The organism is Paraliobacillus sp. X-1268 (assembly GCF_003426095.1).
GTDB classification, from domain to species: domain Bacteria; phylum Bacillota; class Bacilli; order Bacillales; family Amphibacillaceae; genus Paraliobacillus_A; species Paraliobacillus_A zengyii.
On record NZ_QJSK01000001.1, the window covers coordinates 136,804 to 157,153 of the forward strand.

21 protein-coding genes are annotated in these 20,350 nt (G+C 34.6%); 20 read left to right on the plus strand and 1 reads right to left on the minus strand.

Features of this window, described 5'->3' with window-relative positions:
• The first annotated feature begins 2 nt into the window (after window positions 1-2).
• The 6 genes from aroA (at window position 3) to D2K62_RS00775 (ending at window position 6,373) form a co-directional block, all read left to right on the plus strand.
• The gene (gene aroA / locus D2K62_RS00750; protein ID WP_117160732.1) at window positions 3-1,295 is read left to right on the plus strand and encodes a 3-phosphoshikimate 1-carboxyvinyltransferase; all 1,293 of its coding nucleotides are present in this window, start codon (window positions 3-5) and stop codon (window positions 1,293-1,295) included.
• A gap of 849 nt (window positions 1,296-2,144) precedes the next feature.
• Complete coding sequence (locus tag D2K62_RS00755; RefSeq protein ID WP_117160733.1) at window positions 2,145-3,410, plus strand: tetratricopeptide repeat protein; 1,266 nt, start codon at window positions 2,145-2,147, stop codon at window positions 3,408-3,410.
• Window positions 3,411-3,510: 100 nt separating this feature from the next.
• Complete coding sequence (locus D2K62_RS00760; RefSeq protein ID WP_112181172.1) at window positions 3,511-4,065, plus strand: ReoY family proteolytic degradation factor; 555 nt, start codon at window positions 3,511-3,513, stop codon at window positions 4,063-4,065.
• 123 nt (window positions 4,066-4,188) lie between these two features.
• Window positions 4,189-4,779 carry a lipoprotein heptaprenylglyceryl N-acetyltransferase LhaT gene (gene lhaT / locus D2K62_RS00765; RefSeq protein WP_117160734.1) on the plus strand — a complete coding sequence of 197 codons (591 nt, stop codon included), beginning with the start codon at window positions 4,189-4,191 and terminating at the stop codon, window positions 4,777-4,779.
• A gap of 80 nt (window positions 4,780-4,859) precedes the next feature.
• On the plus strand, window positions 4,860-5,627 hold the full coding sequence (locus D2K62_RS00770; protein ID WP_157967828.1) for a sporulation protein YpjB: 768 nt from the start codon (window positions 4,860-4,862) through the stop codon (window positions 5,625-5,627).
• Window positions 5,628-5,692: 65 nt separating this feature from the next.
• The gene (locus tag D2K62_RS00775) at window positions 5,693-6,373 is read left to right on the plus strand and encodes a zinc metallopeptidase (protein WP_117160736.1); all 681 of its coding nucleotides are present in this window, start codon (window positions 5,693-5,695) and stop codon (window positions 6,371-6,373) included.
• A 45-nt stretch (window positions 6,374-6,418) separates the two neighbouring features.
• Here the strand turns inward: D2K62_RS00775 and D2K62_RS00780 are convergent, their stop codons facing one another.
• On the minus strand, window positions 6,419-7,294 hold the full coding sequence (locus D2K62_RS00780; protein ID WP_112181169.1) for a YitT family protein: 876 nt from the start codon (window positions 7,292-7,294) through the stop codon (window positions 6,419-6,421).
• Between the two features lie 197 nt (window positions 7,295-7,491).
• Here D2K62_RS00780 and D2K62_RS00785 point away from each other — a divergent pair, with 197 nt between their 5' ends.
• The 14 genes from D2K62_RS00785 (at window position 7,492) to D2K62_RS00850 (ending at window position 20,338) form a co-directional block, all read left to right on the plus strand.
• Window positions 7,492-7,848, plus strand: a complete 357-nt coding sequence (locus D2K62_RS00785) for a nucleotide pyrophosphohydrolase (protein WP_198663113.1) — start codon at window positions 7,492-7,494, stop codon at window positions 7,846-7,848.
• Window positions 7,841-8,641, plus strand: coding sequence for a 4-hydroxy-tetrahydrodipicolinate reductase (gene dapB / locus D2K62_RS00790; RefSeq protein ID WP_112181168.1), 801 nt, complete (start codon window positions 7,841-7,843; stop codon window positions 8,639-8,641). The genes D2K62_RS00785 and dapB overlap by 8 nt, the downstream gene beginning before the upstream one ends.
• Before the next feature lie 31 nt (window positions 8,642-8,672).
• Window positions 8,673-9,077: a methylglyoxal synthase gene (gene mgsA / locus D2K62_RS00795; RefSeq protein ID WP_112181167.1), complete on the plus strand. Its 405-nt coding sequence runs from the start codon at window positions 8,673-8,675 to the stop codon at window positions 9,075-9,077.
• An 8-nt stretch (window positions 9,078-9,085) separates the two neighbouring features.
• Window positions 9,086-10,222 carry an N-acetyl-alpha-D-glucosaminyl L-malate synthase BshA gene (gene bshA, locus D2K62_RS00800; RefSeq protein ID WP_112182722.1) on the plus strand — a complete coding sequence of 379 codons (1,137 nt, stop codon included), beginning with the start codon at window positions 9,086-9,088 and terminating at the stop codon, window positions 10,220-10,222.
• A complete protein-coding gene (locus D2K62_RS00805; RefSeq protein WP_117160737.1) occupies window positions 10,215-11,417 on the plus strand; it encodes a CCA tRNA nucleotidyltransferase in 1,203 nt (400 codons plus the stop codon). The genes bshA and D2K62_RS00805 overlap by 8 nt, the downstream gene beginning before the upstream one ends.
• Window positions 11,393-12,367 (plus strand): biotin--[acetyl-CoA-carboxylase] ligase, encoded by a 975-nt coding sequence (locus D2K62_RS00810; protein ID WP_117160738.1) that lies wholly within the window; start codon window positions 11,393-11,395, stop codon window positions 12,365-12,367. The genes D2K62_RS00805 and D2K62_RS00810 overlap by 25 nt, the downstream gene beginning before the upstream one ends.
• A gap of 13 nt (window positions 12,368-12,380) precedes the next feature.
• On the plus strand, window positions 12,381-13,208 hold the full coding sequence (panB, locus tag D2K62_RS00815) for a 3-methyl-2-oxobutanoate hydroxymethyltransferase (protein WP_255421345.1): 828 nt from the start codon (window positions 12,381-12,383) through the stop codon (window positions 13,206-13,208).
• A 2-nt stretch (window positions 13,209-13,210) separates the two neighbouring features.
• The gene (gene panC / locus D2K62_RS00820) at window positions 13,211-14,083 is read left to right on the plus strand and encodes a pantoate--beta-alanine ligase (RefSeq protein ID WP_117160739.1); all 873 of its coding nucleotides are present in this window, start codon (window positions 13,211-13,213) and stop codon (window positions 14,081-14,083) included.
• 11 nt (window positions 14,084-14,094) lie between these two features.
• A complete protein-coding gene (gene panD / locus D2K62_RS00825; protein WP_112181163.1) occupies window positions 14,095-14,484 on the plus strand; it encodes an aspartate 1-decarboxylase in 390 nt (129 codons plus the stop codon).
• 103 nt (window positions 14,485-14,587) lie between these two features.
• Entirely contained in the window at window positions 14,588-17,380 is a 2,793-nt protein-coding gene (gene dinG, locus D2K62_RS00830; protein WP_117160740.1) for an ATP-dependent DNA helicase DinG, read from the plus strand.
• A gap of 53 nt (window positions 17,381-17,433) precedes the next feature.
• Window positions 17,434-18,225, plus strand: a complete 792-nt coding sequence (locus tag D2K62_RS00835; RefSeq protein WP_117160741.1) for a ComEC/Rec2 family competence protein — start codon at window positions 17,434-17,436, stop codon at window positions 18,223-18,225.
• A gap of 243 nt (window positions 18,226-18,468) precedes the next feature.
• A complete protein-coding gene (locus D2K62_RS00840) occupies window positions 18,469-18,639 on the plus strand; it encodes a YpmA family protein (RefSeq protein WP_112181160.1) in 171 nt (56 codons plus the stop codon).
• Complete coding sequence (locus D2K62_RS00845; protein ID WP_112181159.1) at window positions 18,605-19,135, plus strand: cell wall elongation regulator TseB-like domain-containing protein; 531 nt, start codon at window positions 18,605-18,607, stop codon at window positions 19,133-19,135. Before D2K62_RS00840 ends, D2K62_RS00845 begins: the two co-directional genes overlap by 35 nt.
• 18 nt (window positions 19,136-19,153) lie before the next feature.
• The gene (locus D2K62_RS00850; RefSeq protein ID WP_112181158.1) at window positions 19,154-20,338 is read left to right on the plus strand and encodes a pyridoxal phosphate-dependent aminotransferase; all 1,185 of its coding nucleotides are present in this window, start codon (window positions 19,154-19,156) and stop codon (window positions 20,336-20,338) included.
• Window positions 20,339-20,350: the final 12 nt, after the last annotated feature.

Sequence of the window (20,350 nt, forward strand, 5' to 3'; positions counted from 1 at the left end):
ATATGGATAGTAAAAAGTTATCTCCAATCACATCTGGTTTAAGTGGTGATATATACGTTCCAGGTGATAAATCAATTTCACATCGTGCCATTATATTTGGCTCACTTAGTTATGGTAAAACATCTATTACTAATTTTTTGGATGGCGAAGATTGTATGCGTTCCATTCATGCTTTTCAAGCAATGGGAGTAGTCATCAAGAAAGAAGCTCAGGAAGTTACAATAGAGGGTTCTGGTGTAGAAGGATTACGAGAGCCGCTAACACCAATTAATTTAGGGAATTCTGGGACAACAGCTCGCTTACTAATAGGGGTATTAGCGGGATTACCTTTTCATGTCACGTTATATGGAGACGATTCTTTATCAGTAAGACCAATGGATCGTGTAACAGTTCCGTTAAGAGAAATGGGTGCCCATATTGATGGAAGAGAAAATGGTAAGTACCTTCCTTTAGCAATGCGTGGTGGGAATCTCCATTCGATTTCCTTTGAATCACCAGTTAAAAGTGCGCAAGTTAAATCTGCCATCTTATTAGCTGGTTTATTAGCAGAGGGTTCCACGGAAGTTATAGAAAAAACCACAACAAGAAACCACACTGAGAATATGTTGCAAGCATTTGGTGGAGATATTACGGTAGAGAATGAGAAAATAATAGTAGACGGAGAACAGAAATTAACGGGTACAACGATTCAAGTACCAGGCGATATTTCTTCAGCTGCATTCTTCCTTGTTGCTGCAGCAATTGTACCTAATAGTGAATTAACCATACGAGACGTTGGTTTAAATCATACTCGAACAGGTATTATAAATGTACTTCAGTTAATGGGTGTTGATATTGATGTAGTAGAAGAACGTCATATAGGTGGAGAGACGATTGGATCGATAACTGTTCGTTCGTCAGATGTGAAAGGAATTGAAATTGGTGGAGATTTAATTCCTAGAATGATTGATGAAATTCCAATTGTAGCATTACTTGCGACCCAAGCAAAAGGAACTACGATTATTCGCGACGCAGAAGAATTGCGATATAAAGAAACAGATCGAATTGCTTCAGTTGTAAATACATTACAAGCACTAGGTGCGTCGGTTACAGCAACAAATGATGGTATGATAATAGAAGGACAATCAAAATTAACTGGTGGTTCAGTAGACTCATTAGGAGATCATCGTATTGGAATGATGATTGCAATCGCATCATTAATCACTACTGATCAGGTAACATTAAATAACCCAGACTGTATAAACATATCTTATCCAACATTTTTTGAACACTTGGATAAAAGTATAAAAAAATAATTACTTTATAATTAATCAGACACCCTCTGCGTATGTAACAATAAATTTAAAAATGGGGGTGTTTTTTTGTTTGGCTATGTTAAAGGAATTCATTGATAGTTGGATAAAAACAAATAGAATGCTTTATATTAAATGAATTAACTTTCTAACTTGAAAATAAGCGCTTATCATTGGTTGTCATTCGTTTGAATTATAGCTGTTCTATTACTTGATATTCTTTAAACAGCTCTGCATTCTAAAAAAAGTTGTCAATAACAGATTAAGCCTAGACTCCAACGTAACGTTCCTTACATCGGAATCATCATCAACTACGACTTAACTCAACAGATTACTTCGCTCTGAAAATCCACTACGCTTTCCGCAGGCACGTCTTCAGCTAACTTGGAAGAAAGACACTTCCAAGTGGATCTTCAGATCGCGCTGTTCCTGCAGGAGTCGTAGTAGATTTTCATCGCTGGTCGGTAATATGTTTATTGATGAAGTTACAATATCAACAATTACAGACTTTTTCGGACTTTAAGTTCTTTCTAGCGAAGGAAGTAAATGGATGACACTCCTGTGCCCACGGAAAGGGCATCCATTTGCTGACGTAGCGAATAAGAAACCACTTAAGATTGATATGACTTGTCATATCAAAATTTTTTACTAATGTGACGAGTTAGGTAGAGAATCTACGTCGCAGTTTCTCTCAAGTGTGAAGTCAAATTCTAATTTGATTTGAGAAATTTAAGTTAACTACTATTAAATAAATAACAGTGGCGACTACTAATTAATTGCTGTTAAAACACTTTTTAGTTATTATGGAGCTATCGATAGTTATATTTTATGACAGAGAGGTTGGACGTGAATATGGAAGAAATACATCGAGCTATTAAATTAATGGAACAATATAAAACAGAAGAGGCAATTAAGGTTCTAGAAGAATTCTTACCACAAGCGAATGAGGATGAAAAATATACCATTGCAGAATTATATAAACAATGGGGCATGCTAGAAGAAGCGAAGATGATTTTGCTAGGTATTGTACAACAATATCCAGATGAAACGGATTTAAAGTTAATGTTAGCTGACATACATATTGACTTACAAGAGGATCAAGAAGCAATTGAATTGCTAAACAAATTCAATCCACAAGATGAAGAATACTTAGCTGTTTTATTGCAATTAGCTGATCTTTACCAAACCCAAGGTCTATTTGAAGTTGCTGAACAAAAGTTACTAGAGGCAAAGCAACTTGATCCTGCTGAAACGTTACTTGATTTTGCATTAGGTGAGCTTTCTTTTTCAAATGGTGAATATCTAAAAGCGATTCCCTATTATGAGAAAGTCTATGCCATGCAACAAGTAATGGCAGAGGTGGAAATTCCCGTAAGACTTGCTGAATGCTATGCAGCAACTGGTGAATTTGAGAAAGCGATAGAATATTTTCAACTCGTCGAAACAGATGATGTGGATGTGCTATTCCGCTATGGTTTTATTGGCTATCGCGCAGATCGGTATGATATTGCTAAACAGGCATGGGAACAAGTAATAGAATTAGATCCTGAATATCAATCTGTCTATCTATATTTAGCAGAAGTATACGAAGCGGAAGGGCTTATTCAAGAGGCCTATGAAACGGCAAAAAAAGGCTTAGATATGGATGAATTAAACAAGGACTTATATCTTGTAGCAGGTTCATTAGCACGGAAAATGGGTGATCATGCGGCAGGTTATCAGCTAGCAAGAGAAGCGGTTAGTATTGATCCAGGATTTAAAGAGGCTGTTCTGTTTTTAGTTGAAAGTTATAAACACGATCAAGATCAAGACGCAATAATAGACCTGTTAACGCATATTATTGAACAAGGGGAAGAAGAAGGTTATTATAAATGGGAACTTGCGAAAGCATATAAAGAAGAAGAATCCTTCTCTGAAGCACTAAAATTTTATCAAGATGCATATAATACTTTTAAGGATGATGAGGATTTCCTTAAAGAATATGGTTACTTTCTAGTAGAAGAGGGGAGGAGAAACGAAGCGATTACGATATTAGAACGTTACTTAGGTTTGGAACCAAGTGATACAGAATTAGAAGAATATATTGCAAGGTTAAAAGACCAAGCTGAAGATTATTAATATAGCTATGTTGTATTGAACTAGCACATAATGACGATTATAATACTTTTCTTACATCTGGTGTTTTACTTTCCTATAGTCGGTTTAGGAGGGATATAATTTGGATACATCTGTTTCTGTACAAGATAAAAAACTATTTATTCGTTGGTTTTTGCAAAATTACCAATTAAAAAAAAGAGAAAGCGTCTGGATATTGAACTATTTAACAAACCATGATGCTTTATTAGCGCATGTTCACTTTATTAGAGAAGCACGCTATTGCCCAAGAGGGATTGTTATATCTACGCATTGCTCGAATGATGTACCTTTTCGTTTTTATAAAAATCATATTGTTACAACCGATGCTGAGAAATCTTTTCATGATATAAGGTTGAATCGAAGTGACCCCATTTATGTACAATTAAGTTTTGAAAATGCCCATCAAAATGCTAATTATGTAGCGGTTTTAGAGGATAATCCATATTTATCTGAAGACTTTTTTATTACGAAAAGGGAAAAGGAAATAGCTAAAGAGGTTCTAGAATATACAATTTATCAATCACAAAAGAAACGATTAGAAGACAAAATTGATGAAGCGCTAGATAAACGAGATCAGATTGCTTTTACAATGTATATTGATCAATTAAATGGGTTAATAGACCCAAATAAGAAATAGCTTTTACGCTTGATATGTAGGCACGTACATGCTATGTTTAATTTTAATCAGTAAATAGTGTATAATCAGGAAACTCCTTCCTTATTGGTTGGGGTTTCTTATTTGAGTGGAGAGGAATAAATAATGAATTACTTAAGATTGATATTAAAGGACAGAACATTCTTGATTCTTTTATGGATGATTAACTTTTTTGGAACGATTTACGGTTATATGTGGTATGAAGGCCAACTAGCGAACACACCTGCTAAGTTTTTGATTTTTGTGCCGGATAGTCCAACCGCCAGTTTATTTTTCACCATATTTTTAACGTTTTTTATTTTTGGTAAAAACATTCCATATATTGAAGCATTAGCAATAGTCACTTTGTTTAAGTATGGTGTTTGGGCAGTTGTGATGAATCTTTTTATGTTACTAGTGAATGGTTCTCTCTCTTGGGCAGGGTATATGTTAATAGCTTCCCATGGCGCAATGGCTATACAAGGACTTTTATATGCGCCTCATTATAAAATAAAGATTCGCCATTTAGTTGTGGCTGCAGTTTGGACATTTCATAATGATTTTATTGATTATGTTTATAATATGATGCCCAGATATAGTAGTTTAGATCTGTATATGAATGAGATTGGTTATTTCACCTTCTGGTTAAGTGTATTTTCGGTAGCGTTGGCATATTATTTAACGATTCGAAGCAGAAATCAAATAGATTTATCCTAATTCATCTGGTCTAAGCTCGTCCTTCTTCTCATACATTAAGTATTAAGTAAGGAAGAATGAATGAGAGAAGGGGATCTCGAGTGAAACACTGGAAATTTCAAAAAAAAGCCATTATTACTAGCTTGACAATACTTTTATGTATTGTTTTATATCAGTTATTCTCCGAATTAGATGCAGATGAAATAGAGGCTTCTTCTATTGCATATCAATATGAACGGTATATAACAGAAGAAAGATATCAAATGGCAAATAATTGGTTAAAAGAAAATCAGGAAGTAATTCGCCTTGCTGCGAATACAGATCATGAAAAATCACAAGCTGTCATCGGAGAGTTAATTCATGAAAATCTTGAAATAGTAAATGATACATCAATAGGTCGGGTGGAAAAACTACATACTGCTATGTCGCTTGTTATTGCATTAGATGCACTTGAGCATAACCAACAACCAATTTGGGTAAAGACGAAGGAGTCATTGCACCAAACCGTCGAATCTGTGCTTGCAGAAGGACTGGCATCTGACAGTAAAAGAAAAGAGATTATTTCACAATGGGAAATAATTCAACCAACCTTATCGATCATGTTAGAAGAAGAAGATTATTACGAACTCGTTTCTTCCTACAATCGATTGTATGATGTGCGTAGCGAAACGAATATGGAACCCTTTCAAGTAGTATTTAGACAGGCTGAATTAATGGACATTACGATTCCCGCTCAACAAAGTGCTTATTTATCTTTTTATTGGATAATTCTAATCGTAGGTGGCGTCATTATTTTAACGCTAACGTATGTTGCTTGGAGAAAATACAAAGGTCAGAAAAAGAAAAAACAGAAACAACATAACAGTTGACTATTTGACCATTATTGACTAAAATTAATCGTAAGTAGTTGAAGAAAATTTATGGAGGAATGGAAATGGGCTTGGGTTCTTACCTAATTTATATTGCGTTATTAATGATTATTCCAATCTGGGCGCAATCGAAAGTGAAAAGTACGTATAAAAAATATGCCAAAATTGCAACGTCATCTTATATGACAGGTGCTCAAGTTGCTAGAAAAATATTAGATGATAACGGTTTGTATAATGTAACGATAGAAGAAACAAGAGGAACTTTATCGGATCATTATGATCCACGTAAAAAAGTTGTTCGCTTATCAAGTGATAATTTTCATGGCCATTCTATGGCAGCAGCTGCAATTGCAGCACATGAGGTTGGACATGCTATTCAGGATGCTGAAGCATATGCATTCTTACGTTTTAGACATTCTTTATTTCCTATTGCTAGTTTTGGGGATAAGACGTCGTTTATTCTTATCATTGCAGGTGTAATCTTGCAAGCAACAAATTTAATCTTGATTGGTGTTATTTTTATGGCTTTTGCTGTTTTATTCCAATTAGTAACGTTACCAGTTGAGTTTAATGCATCTAGTCGAGCGATGACCCAGCTAGTTTCATCTGGTGTCATTCGAAATAATGAGGAAAGACAAACTAAAAAAGTATTAAATGCAGCTGCACTAACATATGTAGCCGCAGCAATGGTTGCTGTAGCGGAATTAATTCGTTTTGTACTGATGTTTGTGCTAGGTGACGAGTAATTAGATAAAAAACAAGCTGGTGTCTTTAGACGCCAGCTTGTTTTTTTAATCTGGATAGGGCTTTTTATTCTCATCCAACGTAAAACCTTCTCCTAAAACATCATGTACCGCAGAAACAGCTACAAAGGCATGCGGATCAATCTGATGAATGATTGATTTTAAGCGTACAATTTCATTTCTACCAACGACACAATATAATATTTCTTTATTTTCTCCAGAGAATCGGCCTTTTCCTTGCAAGACCGTTACGCCTCTGTCCATCTCTATTAGGATTTTCTCTGAAATTTGATGACTATAATTGGAGATAATCGTTGTACCTCTTGCAGAATAAGCACCTTCTTGTATAAAATCAATCACACGTGAAGCAAGATAAACGGCGACTAGTGTATACATACCTTCAACCAATTCTAAATAGAGAACAAGAGATGTTGCTATTACGGCTGCGTCAAAAATGAACATCGTCTTCCCCATGCTCCAGCCAACATATTTATGAACGATCCGAGCAATAATATCGACCCCACCTGTAGTCCCACCATAGCGAAAGATAATTCCAAGACCAACACCAATAAACACACCTGCAAATAATGCGACAAGTGTCATGTCGGATTCTAAATGAAGTTGATAAGGACTAATCTGAAAAATATATAAGAACACAGATACTGCTAAAGTTCCAATAATCGAATATAGAAACGTATTTCGACCCAAGAAACGCCAACCTATAATAAATGCCGGTATATTTAGAATGATGTTTAAAATAGCTGGGTCCCAATTCCATAAGAAATAGAAAAGTAACGTAATCCCTGTAAATCCACCTTCCCCCAGATTGTTTTGCATATTAAAGTGAACTATACCAAACGAAAAAATAGCTGAACCAATTAAAATAAAGAAAATATTTTTCAATTTTAAACCAAATAATGACAAACTATTCGACCTCCTGTTAAAAGCACCTTATCTATTATAGTCAAACAGAAGCGTATTCTCAACTAACGAATCAATTTAAAAATTATTTTGTCCTAAATAGATTAAAAAATTTGTCAAACTGAGTTGTTTTCGCTAACATTAGAAGAGAATTTGAATAGGAAATGTTATACTTATAAGAAAAAGAAGGAGTTTCCTTTATGTCAATTGAAGATAAACATAATACAGTGGAAATGCAAAAACGTGTCGATACATACATAGCGCAATTTAAAGAAGGATATTTTAGTCCCTTAAGTATGTTAGCTCGCTTTACAGAAGAAATTGGGGAGTTAGCAAGAGAAGTTAATCATGTGCATGGAGAAAAAACTAAAAAGGATACAGAAGATTCAAATACAATTGAAGATGAATTAGGTGATTTGATGTTTGTTGTACTTTCATTTGCTAATTCGTTAGATATTGACATTAGTCAAGCTTTTGATAAAGCGATGACAAAAATTGAAACAAGAGACAAAGACAGATGGACAAAAATAGATTTGGAGCGTGATCAAGATGAGTAAAGTTAAAGTAGTAGTGGCAGGACCTCGTGGACGAATGGGTAGTGAAGCGCTTCGTATGATTGAAAAACATGATGATTTAGAATTAGTGGCTTGTTTAGATACGAAAAATGACCAAAAAAAAGTTAAAGATGTTGAAGATTTACCAAGCTTTAATGCACTAATCTATACGGATATTGATCAATGTTTTAGTGAGTCACAAGCAGATGTATTAGTAGATCTTACTACACCAGAAGTAGGTTTTTTACATACAAAAACGGCTATTTCATATGGTGTACGTCCAGTTGTGGGAACAACGGGTTTTACATCTGAACAATTAGAGGAATTAACTGATTTAGCAGAAGAGAAGGGAATAGGCGTAGTAATTGCACCAAACTTTGCGATTGGGGCAGTATTAATGATGGAATTCTCGAAGTGGGCAGCTAAGTATTTTCCTGACGTTGAAATCATTGAAAAACATCATGATAAAAAACTTGATGCCCCTTCCGGCACAGCGGTGAAGACAGCTGAATTAATAAAGCAAGAACGGGAAGCGAAACAACAGGGACATCCAAATGAAAAAGAAACAATAGCTGGTGCAAGAGGTGCTAATATTGATGGTATGCACATTCATAGTGTAAGATTACCGGGACTAGTTGCTCATCAAGAAGTCATATTCGGTGGACCTGGTGAGAATTTAACTATTAAACATGATTCATTTCATCGGGAATCATTTATGTCTGGAATTAAGTTTTCAATTGATCATGTAATGAAGCTAGATGTACTTGTATATGGTTTAGAAAATCTATTGGAGTAGAGTTAGAAATTAAACGAGGAGTGTTTGTTAAATGAAAATTGCATTGGTAGCGCATGATAAAAAGAAAGAAGCAATTATTCAATTCTCTATGTCTTATAAACATATATTAGAAAAACACGAGCTTTTTGCTACAGGAACAACAGGAACTAAAATCAGTGAAGGAACTGGTCTTTCTATCACACGCTTTCTGTCTGGACCACTAGGTGGCGATCAGCAAATTGGCGCGAAGATAGCAACAGATGAAATGGATTTAATAATTTTTTTCAGAGATCCATTAACTGCACAGCCCCATGAACCTGATATTAGTGCATTAATGCGTTTATGTGATGTGCATCAAATTCCTTTAGTTACTAATTTAGCGGGAGCAGAGATTGTCATACGTGCTTTAGAAGCTGGTTTTTTTGATTGGAGAAATCTAAATAAAAAGGATAATTAATGATGAATATTAAAAAAATTGGAATAACATGTTACCCATCTGTAGGTGGTTCTGGCATCGTTGCTACTGAATTAGGGAAATTTTTAGCAAAAAAAGGACATGAAGTTCATTTTATAACATCAAGCATACCATTTCGATTAAATAGCGTTCATAAGAATATATACTTTCATGAGGTAGAGGTAAACCATTATCCAGTTTTTCAATACCCACCGTATGATCTAGCTCTTGCAAATAAAATGGCTGAAGTAATTGATACAGAAGAATTAGACATCTTACATGTTCATTATGCGATGCCTCATGCTATTTGTGCCTTACTGGCTAAACAAATGGCTAGACGTGATATAAAGATTGTTACGACATTGCATGGAACAGATATTACTGTACTTGGTATTGATCGAAGTTTAAAACGAATGATCACGCACGGAATTGAGAATTCAGATGCTGTTACGGCTGTCTCAAACAGTCTAGTTAAGCAAACACAAGATATGTTAGCAGTTAACAAGAAAATTAATGTTGTCTATAATTTTGTCGATGAAAGTGAATATTATTATCAAGATACGAGTGATCTTCGTAATCATTATGGTATCAAGTCTGATGAAAAAGTACTATTACATATTTCTAATTTTCGTAAAGTGAAAAGAATACAAGATGTTATCTATGCTTTTCGTGACATAAATGAGAAAATCCCTTCTAAATTAATACTGATTGGCGATGGACCAGAGTACGCTGAAATGTTCCAACTAGTGGAATCGTTGCAATTACAAGACCGCGTTCTATTTTTAGGTAAGCAAAATAATATCGCTTCAATATTATCGTTAGCTGATCTAAAGTTATTGTTATCTGAAAAAGAAAGTTTTGGCCTTGTTTTAATAGAAGCAATGGCGTGTGGTGTCCCTTGTATTGGTACAAATATTGGTGGTATTCCTGAAGTAATTGAGGATGGAATAAATGGCTATATTGTGGAATTAGGAGATAACGAAGCGATCGTTTCCAAGGCACTTCATTTATTAACAAATAAAGATGAATGGAAAGCATTTTCTCAAGCGGCAATAGCTCACGTAAAGCAAGAATTCTCGGCTGATAAAATAGTTGATGAATATGAACAAATCTATGATCGACTTTTAGAGGGTGAAAATAATGCTTGATGCCTTATTTTCACAAGCTGTAATTGTATTAGAAAAATTAGAAGCAAAAGGGCATCAGGCATTTTTTGTTGGTGGTGCAGTTCGCGATTATCTATTAAAGAACCCGGTTAAAGATATTGATATTGCAACATCTGCAACTCCGACAGAAGTTCAAGCCATTTTCCCGAAAGTTATCCCAGTTGGAATTGAGCATGGGACTGTCATTGTACGTCTAAAGAAACAATCTTTTGAAGTTACTACATTTCGAACAGAAGGCAATTATTCGGATTTTAGACATCCAGATCAAGTGCAATTCGTTAATCAAATCGGTGAAGATCTTAGTCGTAGAGATTTTACTATTAATGCGATAGCAATGGATAAAAGTGGAGACTTATATGATCCGTTTAAAGGTCAATTGGACATAAGGAAACAGATTATTTCAACAGTAGGAAATGCTCGTGATCGATTTCATGAAGACCCACTGCGAATGATGCGTGCATTACGGTTTGTCAGTCAATTAAATTTCACTCTAGAAGTAGAGACATTAGTTGCAATTAAAGAAAAAGTAGCATGGATAGAAGAGATTGCAGTAGAACGTTTAGCAGTTGAATTTGAGAAAACCCTTGCAGGCCAAGCAGTTTCAGATGCTATGGTACTTTGGTCAACTGTACAAATGTGGGATAAATTGCCTGTATTTAAGCACGATCCAATCTTAGTGCAAAGTATGGAAACTATACAGACCCCACTTTTATCGCTACATGAAGTATTTGCATTTTTAAAAATGGAAGCATCACATGTATCGATTAAAGATATGGTCCGAGAATGGAAACAATCAAATCGAACTTTTTTAATGGCTGATAAGTTAGTGCGAATTTTACATTTATATAAACAAGATGGTATACATAACTGGCTTTTATATCAATTACCTGAAACATTATATGAAGCGTTTATACGTTTAAGCCGAATCCTTTATCAAGTTGAAATAAAAAAAACAGATTTGTTAGCAGTTGTAGATAGCTTACCTATTCAATCTCGTAAGGAAGTCGAATTATCTGGTACAGAGCTAATTGCGTTGTATCCGAATCGAGAAAAAGGTGATTGGATTGCAACTTATCTTAATGAAATTGAAAAGGCGATTGTTGATGGTGAGTTATTAAATAAAAAGATAGAAATTAAGGAGTGGGTTATTACATGTCATCCACCCAAGAACAATTAATGGAGTTATTAGCATTAAGTGGTACTGCATTTATTTCTGGACAAGCTATTTCTGAAAGACTTGACATATCACGCACAGCAGTATGGAAGCAGATGAAACGTTTAGAAGAAGAAGGTTACCAAATAGAAGCCATTCCAAATAAAGGCTATCGGATTGTTGCATTCCCTTTGAAAATGAGTAAAAACACACTCCAATGGGGATTGAAGACAAAGTGGTTAGGGAAAAGTATGGTCTACCAAGAGAAAATGCCCTCCACTCAAACGAAAGCAAATAAATTAGCTCAAGATGGATATGCCCATGGAACCGTGGTAATAGCGGATCGACAAGAAAGCGGAAGAGGACGTATGAATCGGTCATGGTTCTCTAACAATGATTTAGGTGCGTGGTTGAGTATTATCTTACGTCCTGATGTTCCGCCATTACAGGCGCCACAATTCACTTTAGTAGCAGCAACAGTATTAGCTGAACTGATTGAAGAAGAGGTAGGTATTACACCTACAATTAAATGGCCAAATGATATACTTATTCATGGTAAGAAAGTAGCAGGAATTTTAACTGAAATGCAAGCAGAACAAGATAATATCAATCACATTGTAATAGGAATTGGTCTGAATGTAAATCAAACCGCAGATAGTTTTGAAGAGGAGATAAGTCAATTTGCCACTTCTTTAAAAATAGAAGTTGAAAAGACACTTAAAAAACAAGAATTGATTCAAGCACTATTACAACGCTTTGAAGAAGCGTATGATCGCTATCTGTTAATGGGGTTTTCAGAAACAAAAAGTAAATGGGAATCCTTTGGTTATAAAATAAATAAAGAAATAGTTTATAAAGCAGGAAATGTTGAAAAGCAAGGAATTATTAGAGGGATTAGTGCTGATGGTGCATTACGGATAGAAAACGAGCAAAATCAAATTGAAGTCTTGTATTCAGCAGAAATAAAGTGGTAAAGGAGCGTCAACGTTGAAAACTAGTAGAACATTTCAGACAATGAAACATGAAAATGAGAAGATTGCAATGGTAACTGCATATGACTATCCTGCAGCGAAACTAGCACAACAGGCAAATGTTGATATGATTTTAGTCGGTGATTCCTTAGGGATGGTTGTACTAGGTTATAATTCAACCATCCAAGTAACAGTAGATGACATGATTCACCATGCAAAAGCAGTAACAAGAGCTGCAAATGATACATATGTTGTAGTAGACATGCCTTTTATGTCGTATCATATTTCATTAGAAGATGGATTAAAAAATGCAAAACGTATTTTTCAAGAAACAAATGCACAAAGTTTAAAAATTGAGGGTGCATCACCTGAGATTCTAACTTTAGTCACACATTTAACAAATGCTGGAATTCCAGTCGTTGCTCATATAGGCTTGACTCCACAAACAGTCAATGTCCTTGGCGGATATCGTGTTCAGGGTAAAGACCAGGCTAGTGCTGAAAAAATCATTGCAGATGCCAAGGCATTACAAGCAAGCGGTGCAATTGCTTTAGTATTAGAATGTGTACCAAAAGAAGTCACTAAAATAATAACGAATCAACTAGAAATTCCGACAATTGGTATTGGAGCAGGTAGTTCATGTGATGGTCAAGTGCTTGTCTATCATGATTTGATCCAATACGGTGACAATCATCTTCCGAAATTCGTAAAAACATATGAAAATGTTACGGAACCTATTTTTAAAGCATTATCAACATATGTCGAAGAAGTTAAAACTGCGAGCTTTCCGGAAGAAAAACATAGCTACACGATTAATGCAGATACAATACTACCGGAGGAATAAGCATGCAGATTATAAAAACAGTTAGCTCCATGCAGGAGTATACATTGAAAAACAAGAGACTTGGGAAGAAGATTGGATTTGTTCCGACAATGGGCTATTTGCATGAAGGACATGAATCTTTACTTAAGAAAGCCCGTCAAGAAAATGATATTTTGGTTGCAAGTATCTTTGTCAATCCCTTACAGTTTGGTCCTAATGAAGATTTCGAAAAGTATCCACGAAACGAACAACATGATATAGAAATTGCGAAAAAGAATGGCGTGGATGCTCTTTATATGCCTACAGTAGAAGAAATGTACCCAACAGATTTAGGTATAGCAATTCAAGTGGTTGATCGTGTTGATGTCTTATGCGCTAAATCACGACCAGGTCATTTTGATGGTGTTGTCACTGTATTAACGAAATTATTCCATACAACCTCACCAGATCATGTATATTTTGGAATCAAGGATGCGCAACAAGTTGCGGTTGTTGATCAACTTATTAAAGATTACAATTTTCCAATACAATTGCACATGTTAGAGACAATAAGAGAAGTAGATGGTTTAGCTAAAAGCAGTAGAAACGTCTATCTAACAGAACAAGAACGCACTGAAGCTCCTTCATTATTTATGAGTTTACAAGTAGCGCAACAAAAAATATTTGACGGTGAAAAAAATCCTGCTATTATAGTGAATGAAGTAAAAAAATATATCAATACGCACACAACTGGTAATATAGATTATGTTGAAATATTACGATTTCCATCGTTAAAGCCTTTAACTAGAGTAGATCAGCAAGTGATCATTGCAGTTGCTGTACAATTTAGTCAAGCTAGGCTTATTGATAATATTATCTTAATGCCTGATGGCACAAGTTCAAACGTATTAGGCTAGGAGGAAAGCGTATGTATCGCACGATGATGAAAGGGAAGATCCATCGAGCTCGTGTTACCGAAGCAAATTTAGATTATGTTGGTAGTATTACAATTGATCAGGATATACTAGATAAAGTCGATATTTTACCGCACGAAAAGGTGCAGATCGTTAATAATAATAATGGAGCTAGATTAGAAACATATGTGATTCCAGGAGAAAGAGGAAGTAAAGTTATTTGTCTAAATGGTGCTGCCGCAAGACTTGTTCAAAAAAACGATATAGTGATAATCGTTTCATATGCGCTAGTATCTGATGAAGAGTTTTCAACTTATAAACCTAAAGTTGCCATTATGAACGAAAAAAATGACGTGGTTGAGATGCTTGAACAGGAGACACCACTTACGTCACTTCAGTCTTAACTCTTATCAACAGTATGTTTGGTAGGAGTTTTCTTTTTATATATCCTACATACTGGAAGAAATATAAATAACTTCTTATAAGTTATCATATGGGGATGGGTTAATGAACAAATATGTAATTATTGATTTGGAAACTACTGGACATACACCATCTAAAGGTGATCGAATTATAGAAGTGGGCATAATTGTTTGGTCAAATGGCGAAATAATTGAAGAATATTCTACTTTAGTAAATCCAGAAGTCAACATATCAACTTTTATAACAAATTTAACAGGTATTACGGATGAAGATGTTTCCGGTCAACCAATATTCGAGGATATAGCAGAACAAATCAGAATACTCTTTGATGATGCATATTTTGTCGCGCATAATGTACCGTTTGATTTAGGGTTTTTAAATGATGAGTTTAAACGGGTAGGTCTTGCTCCCTTAATACAACCGGTGATTGATACGGTAGAACTATCACGTATATTATTACCTCAAGCACCAGGTTTTAAATTGGGTCAGTTGGCTACGTTTTTAGAATTAAGCCATGTAGACCCACATCGAGCGCTGTCTGATGCGCATGTAACATCTTATTTACTTGCGCATTTATTAAATAAAATATATGCATTACCATACGAAACAATTGTTCAACTTAGGCAAATGGAACCAAGAATAAAAAGTGATCTAGGAGAAGTTTTAAAAGAACGAGAAAATCAATTAGCTTTTCTAACAGAAGAACCTGAAGGTATTGAAATTTTTCGAGGGTTAGCTTTAAAGAAACACGTAACAAAAGCAAAGTCGACTAACAACACAACTATTTCTTTTGGTGAAATCATGGAGCGATTTTATCAAAAAGATGGTGACTTGGCGAAGGCGATGAGTCAGTTTGAAATGCGAAGTGGACAGCGTGAAATGACTGAACTAATCTATGATGCATTTCAGTCAAAACAACATGCTATTATTGAAGCAGAAACGGGTACAGGTAAATCATTAGCTTACTTAATCGTGGCTTTATTTCAGGCAGTTCATGATAATGAGCGAGTGGTAGTTAGTACGCATCTAACTCAGTTACAGACGCAGTTAATCGAGAAAGAAATACCTTTACTAGAAAAAGTACTGTCTTTTCCATTCCAAACAGCTATCTTAAAAGGAAAACAACATTATCTTAGTTTGGCTAAATTTGAACAAACACTCCGTTCATCTGAATTTGACAACTACGATATAACATTAACAAAAGCAATTATCCTAATTTGGCTAACGGAAACTACTACTGGTGATATAGATGAAATTCAATTACCATCAAGTGGACAACAATTCTTTCGTAAAGTTTCTACTGAAGCAGAAGGTGGTTTAGATGTTAGCTCTCCTTGGTTCACACGTTCTTTTTATTATAGGGCTAAAACAAATGCTCAAAAATCGGATGTAATCATTACGAATCACGCATTATTATGTGCTAATATGACAAGCGAGATTCCTTTATTGCCATCATTTCAGAAGATAATTATCGATGAAGCACATCATTTAGAAGCAACTGCTTCTAAACATTTTGGACTGAGTTTAGATTACGTTTCCGTTCAACGAACATTACAAGCGATTGGAAGTATGGAAGATGGAGCTTGGATTCAAAAATTAATGAAGTATGACAATGACATTGCTCTTATTTGTAAAGAATACGAATGGGATAAATGGTGGTTAGAGGCTAAAGAAGAAACGGATACCTTATTTCGCTTTTTATTTCAATATGTTAAAGAAAAACAAGTAAATGACATTGCAATTAACGATATAGGTCGTTATCAATATCGTATACCAGAGGGAACAGATCAAGGTTGGGACACAATTATTGAGATGGTAAACCGATTGTCTTTTCAATTACGTGACCTCATTCATATTTTATCACGAATCTTACATTTGATGCGGGAAAGTGACATGGCTGTAGATTTAATGGAAGAAGTTAAATGGCATATGGAACGCATTCAGACTATTATCGATGAATTGGAAAATTATTTTATTCACCAATTGAAAATGGAAGAAGTTAAATGGATTGAAATTGATGCATTTGGAGCTCAAAATGCAGTGTATTTATACCAAGAACCAATTGATGTTGCCGATCTGTTACAGGAGAAACTATTCCAAGAAAAACAGAGCGTTATCATGACGAGTGCAACGTTAACAATGAAAAATTCATTCTCTGTTTTTAAGGAAAGAGTCGGTCTTCTAAAAGAAGATGTTTTAGAAAAGAAAATCATTTCACCATACGCATACGAAGATCAAGTTCAGTTATTAATTCCAACTGATTTCCCCTATGCAAAATACGGTAAAATGGATGATTTTATTGAAGCAACGTGTGAAGCGATTTTATCATTAGCTCATATTACAAAGGGTAGGATGCTCGTTTTATTTACATCTTATGATATGTTAAAAAAAGCGTATATTTTATTACGTGAGATAATCGATGAAGAAGAATATATGTTAATTGCTCAGGGGGTTTCAAGCGGAAGTCGATCTAGATTAAAAAAGAATTTTCAAACATTTGATCAGGCTATCTTGTTAGGTACGAATTCTTTTTGGGAAGGAATTGATATTCCAGGAAGTGATTTATCTTGTGTTGTGATCGTGCGATTACCATTTCAACCACCTAATCATCCGGTATATCAAGCAAAAGCAAACTATCTAAAAAAGTCGGGAAAAAACCCGTTTGCCACACTAGCCTTACCTAATGCAATTATTCGTTTTAAACAAGGATTTGGTCGATTAATTCGTTCCAGTACTGATCGAGGTATTGTATTTGTTTGTGATGATCGAATAATGACTGCTAAATACAGTAATTACTTTATTGATTCGATACCAGAAATACCTATCCATCATAAAACAACAAAAGAATTAATGGAAATAGCTCAAGATTGGTTATGATCTGTTAACATTTACGCATCCTAAGCCTACAATATTGTGAAGTAGGTGATTAGATGAACCGATTTATTCATGTTTTTACGCTTTTATTAGCGTTGTTCTTCTTTCCAGTAACTGGTATAATTAATGTGATTGCCTCAACATCGCCGGTCGAGGAAAACGAATTATATGTTTCATTTCTGAATATACCAGATGGTGAAGCAACTATTATTCAAACACCTGATGGTAAGAATTTTTTGATTAATACTGGTTCAAAAGAGAGTAGATTAGAGCTTTGGAAACAGTTAAAGGAACTACATGTAGAGAAGTTGGATGGCTTAATACTAACGAAGCAAACAGAAGAATACTGTGGTAATATAGATCAAATAAGCGAGAATTTTGATGTGCAAAATATTTATTATGCAAATTCAGAAAAACAGTTATTAACAGGTATCACTAATAAAACAATGTGGAAAAAAGATGACCAAATCAAACTTGGTAGTGCTTTAAACATTCATGTATTACAAACAAATACTGCGGGAGAAATGACGTTTTTAATTGAATTTGGAAAAAACAGCATTTTGTATATGAGTGTCAATGATCCAGATAGTGATAAAGGATTGGAAGCTTACAATTTGCAGTCTGAAATAATTAAAATTGCTGATTATGGTCAAAGTAATTCACCCAGCGCAAAATTGTTACAGAAAATGGATCCACATATTAGTATAGTTTTTAATCAAGAGGCTGGTACACCTAATAAAGATTTAATGGAGAGACTTAATGAATCTTGGATTGATGTCTACCAACTAAAACAAGTAGGAACGACAATTATCCGAATGGACTTGAATGATTACGAAATAATTTCATAAAAAAACCTGTGTACAGTAAACTGTACACAGTAAATATGGTGGGTTGGGATAAATTTAGTTGAAAAATTATAATTGTCTATCAATTTTTGTCATAAAACCTGTTATAATATATAGACATATTACATATTTCTTTTCAACATATCATTAGTATACAAATGAATTAGTTATCTATGTGTAACAATTTTTTGTAATAAAAACACTTTAATTAGCAGTTAATTAAAAATTCACATTTAGGAGATATTTATGAAGGATAAAATAGAAACATTATCAACAGTAAAATTAACACATTCAACAGACATGTATAAAATAGTTGACAGTTTAAATCGTACATTGAAAGAAGATGATTTAATGTTTGGATTAGCATTGGATGAGGATGATCATGAAAAAGCAATCTTTACTATTTACCGTACCTAATTGGCTAAGTTGGATTCTAGTTGGATTTATTCTGCTTATTATTGGAATCTTTGTTTACAGTGTCATCTTGTATCAAACTGTAGAAGCGAATAAAACGTCCGACTTTTCAACTTCAGAAGAACGTGTGCTAGAAGAAACAGCGATCATTGAAATAGATGATATTTCTCGCTATCACGGTGAGATTTATTATAATGTGGTAGAGGGACAGACAGAAACTGGTGACAGTATCCTTGCCTTTGTAGAGGTTTCAAATCAAGAAGTTGAGATAAAAACTTTTGAGTTATCTAATTTTTTGGATAAGAATACGTTATTATCACAATGGCAAAATTCCTGTAGTACATCATGTGAGCTATTACAATCACAATACGGGATCAGAGGGGATACCCCATTGTTAGAATTAAGTTACTTTGATGCAGAAGATCGATTAAGTTATGCATACTACCGCTTAGATGATGGGTCTTATGATAGTGGTGTATCGTTTTCAAATGATTATTAAAAAAAGAAGGGTGATCAAATGGAATTAGCACATCGAGTACAAGCATTGACGCCATCCTCAACATTAGCAATTACTGTTAAAGCAAAAGAGCTAAAAGATGCAGGACATGATGTTATCGGATTAGGCGCAGGTGAACCAGATTTTAATACACCATCATATATTCTAGATGCAGCAACAAATGCAATGAGAAGTGGATTTACAAAGTACACTCCTGCAGGTGGTATAGTAGAGTTAAAAGATGCAATTATTGAGAAAATGAGAAACGATCAACATTTAGACTATGATCGAGATCAAATCATCGTTACTACTGGTGCTAAACATGCACTATATACTTTATTTCAAGTTTTGTTAAATCCTGACGATGAAGTAATTGTTCCTTCGCCTTATTGGGTAAGCTATCCAGAACAAATTAAGTTAGCCCAAGGTACACCTATTTATGTAGAAGCGGATGAAAAGAGCCAGTTTAAATTAACACCTGATCAACTAAAGAATGCGATAACAGATAAAACAAAAGCTGTTATTATTAATTCACCAAGTAACCCAACAGGTTCTATGTATACTAAATCGGAATTAAACGACCTTGGTAAAATTTGTTTGGAGAATAATGTTTTGATTGTCTCAGATGAAATTTATGAGAAGCTAATCTATACAGAAGAAGCACATGTATCAATAGCTGAGATTTCCGACGCATTAAAAGAACAAACCATCATTATTAATGGTGTATCAAAATCTCACTCTATGACAGGCTGGCGAATTGGTTATGCGATTGGCAACAAACAAATTATTAAAGCAATGACGGGACTAGCATCACATTCAACGTCAAACCCAACATCAATTGCACAATATGCTGCATTGGCTGCCTATTCAAACGGAGATGAAGAAATTGAACAGATGCGTGTAGCGTTCCAAGATAGATTAGAGAAAACCTATCAATGGCTCACTGCAATACCTGGTATTACATGTGTTAAACCAAAAGGTGCTTTTTATTTATTTCCAAATGTAAAAGAAGCAGTTAAGATGACAGGTTATAAAACAGTTGATGATTGGGTAGAAGCAATATTAGAAGAGGAAAAGGTAGCATTGGTTCCTGGAACTGGTTTTGGTGCAGCAGAAAATGTCAGACTTTCCTATGCGATTTCGTTAGAGCAACTAGAGGAAGCAATGAAGAGAATTAAACGATTTGTAATTAATCATCAATCATAAGTATTGAGATTT

What these genes read in the sequence shown, in the direction of transcription:
- aroA (WP_117160732.1), top strand. Translation starts at nt 3, where the DNA reads ATGGATAGTAAAAAGTTATCTCCAATCACATCTGGTTTAAGTGGTGAT.
- D2K62_RS00755 (WP_117160733.1), top strand. Translation starts at nt 2,145, where the DNA reads ATGGAAGAAATACATCGAGCTATTAAATTAATGGAACAATATAAAACA.
- lhaT (WP_117160734.1), top strand. Translation starts at nt 4,189, where the DNA reads ATGAATTACTTAAGATTGATATTAAAGGACAGAACATTCTTGATTCTT.
- D2K62_RS00775 (WP_117160736.1), top strand. Translation starts at nt 5,693, where the DNA reads ATGGGCTTGGGTTCTTACCTAATTTATATTGCGTTATTAATGATTATT.
- D2K62_RS00785 (WP_198663113.1), top strand. Translation starts at nt 7,492, where the DNA reads ATGTCAATTGAAGATAAACATAATACAGTGGAAATGCAAAAACGTGTC.
- dapB (WP_112181168.1), top strand. Translation starts at nt 7,841, where the DNA reads ATGAGTAAAGTTAAAGTAGTAGTGGCAGGACCTCGTGGACGAATGGGT.
- mgsA (WP_112181167.1), top strand. Translation starts at nt 8,673, where the DNA reads ATGAAAATTGCATTGGTAGCGCATGATAAAAAGAAAGAAGCAATTATT.
- D2K62_RS00805 (WP_117160737.1), top strand. Translation starts at nt 10,215, where the DNA reads ATGCTTGATGCCTTATTTTCACAAGCTGTAATTGTATTAGAAAAATTA.
- D2K62_RS00810 (WP_117160738.1), top strand. Translation starts at nt 11,393, where the DNA reads ATGTCATCCACCCAAGAACAATTAATGGAGTTATTAGCATTAAGTGGT.
- panC (WP_117160739.1), top strand. Translation starts at nt 13,211, where the DNA reads ATGCAGATTATAAAAACAGTTAGCTCCATGCAGGAGTATACATTGAAA.
- panD (WP_112181163.1), top strand. Translation starts at nt 14,095, where the DNA reads ATGTATCGCACGATGATGAAAGGGAAGATCCATCGAGCTCGTGTTACC.
- dinG (WP_117160740.1), top strand. Translation starts at nt 14,588, where the DNA reads ATGAACAAATATGTAATTATTGATTTGGAAACTACTGGACATACACCA.
- D2K62_RS00835 (WP_117160741.1), top strand. Translation starts at nt 17,434, where the DNA reads ATGAACCGATTTATTCATGTTTTTACGCTTTTATTAGCGTTGTTCTTC.
- D2K62_RS00840 (WP_112181160.1), top strand. Translation starts at nt 18,469, where the DNA reads ATGAAGGATAAAATAGAAACATTATCAACAGTAAAATTAACACATTCA.
- D2K62_RS00845 (WP_112181159.1), top strand. Translation starts at nt 18,605, where the DNA reads ATGAAAAAGCAATCTTTACTATTTACCGTACCTAATTGGCTAAGTTGG.
- D2K62_RS00850 (WP_112181158.1), top strand. Translation starts at nt 19,154, where the DNA reads ATGGAATTAGCACATCGAGTACAAGCATTGACGCCATCCTCAACATTA.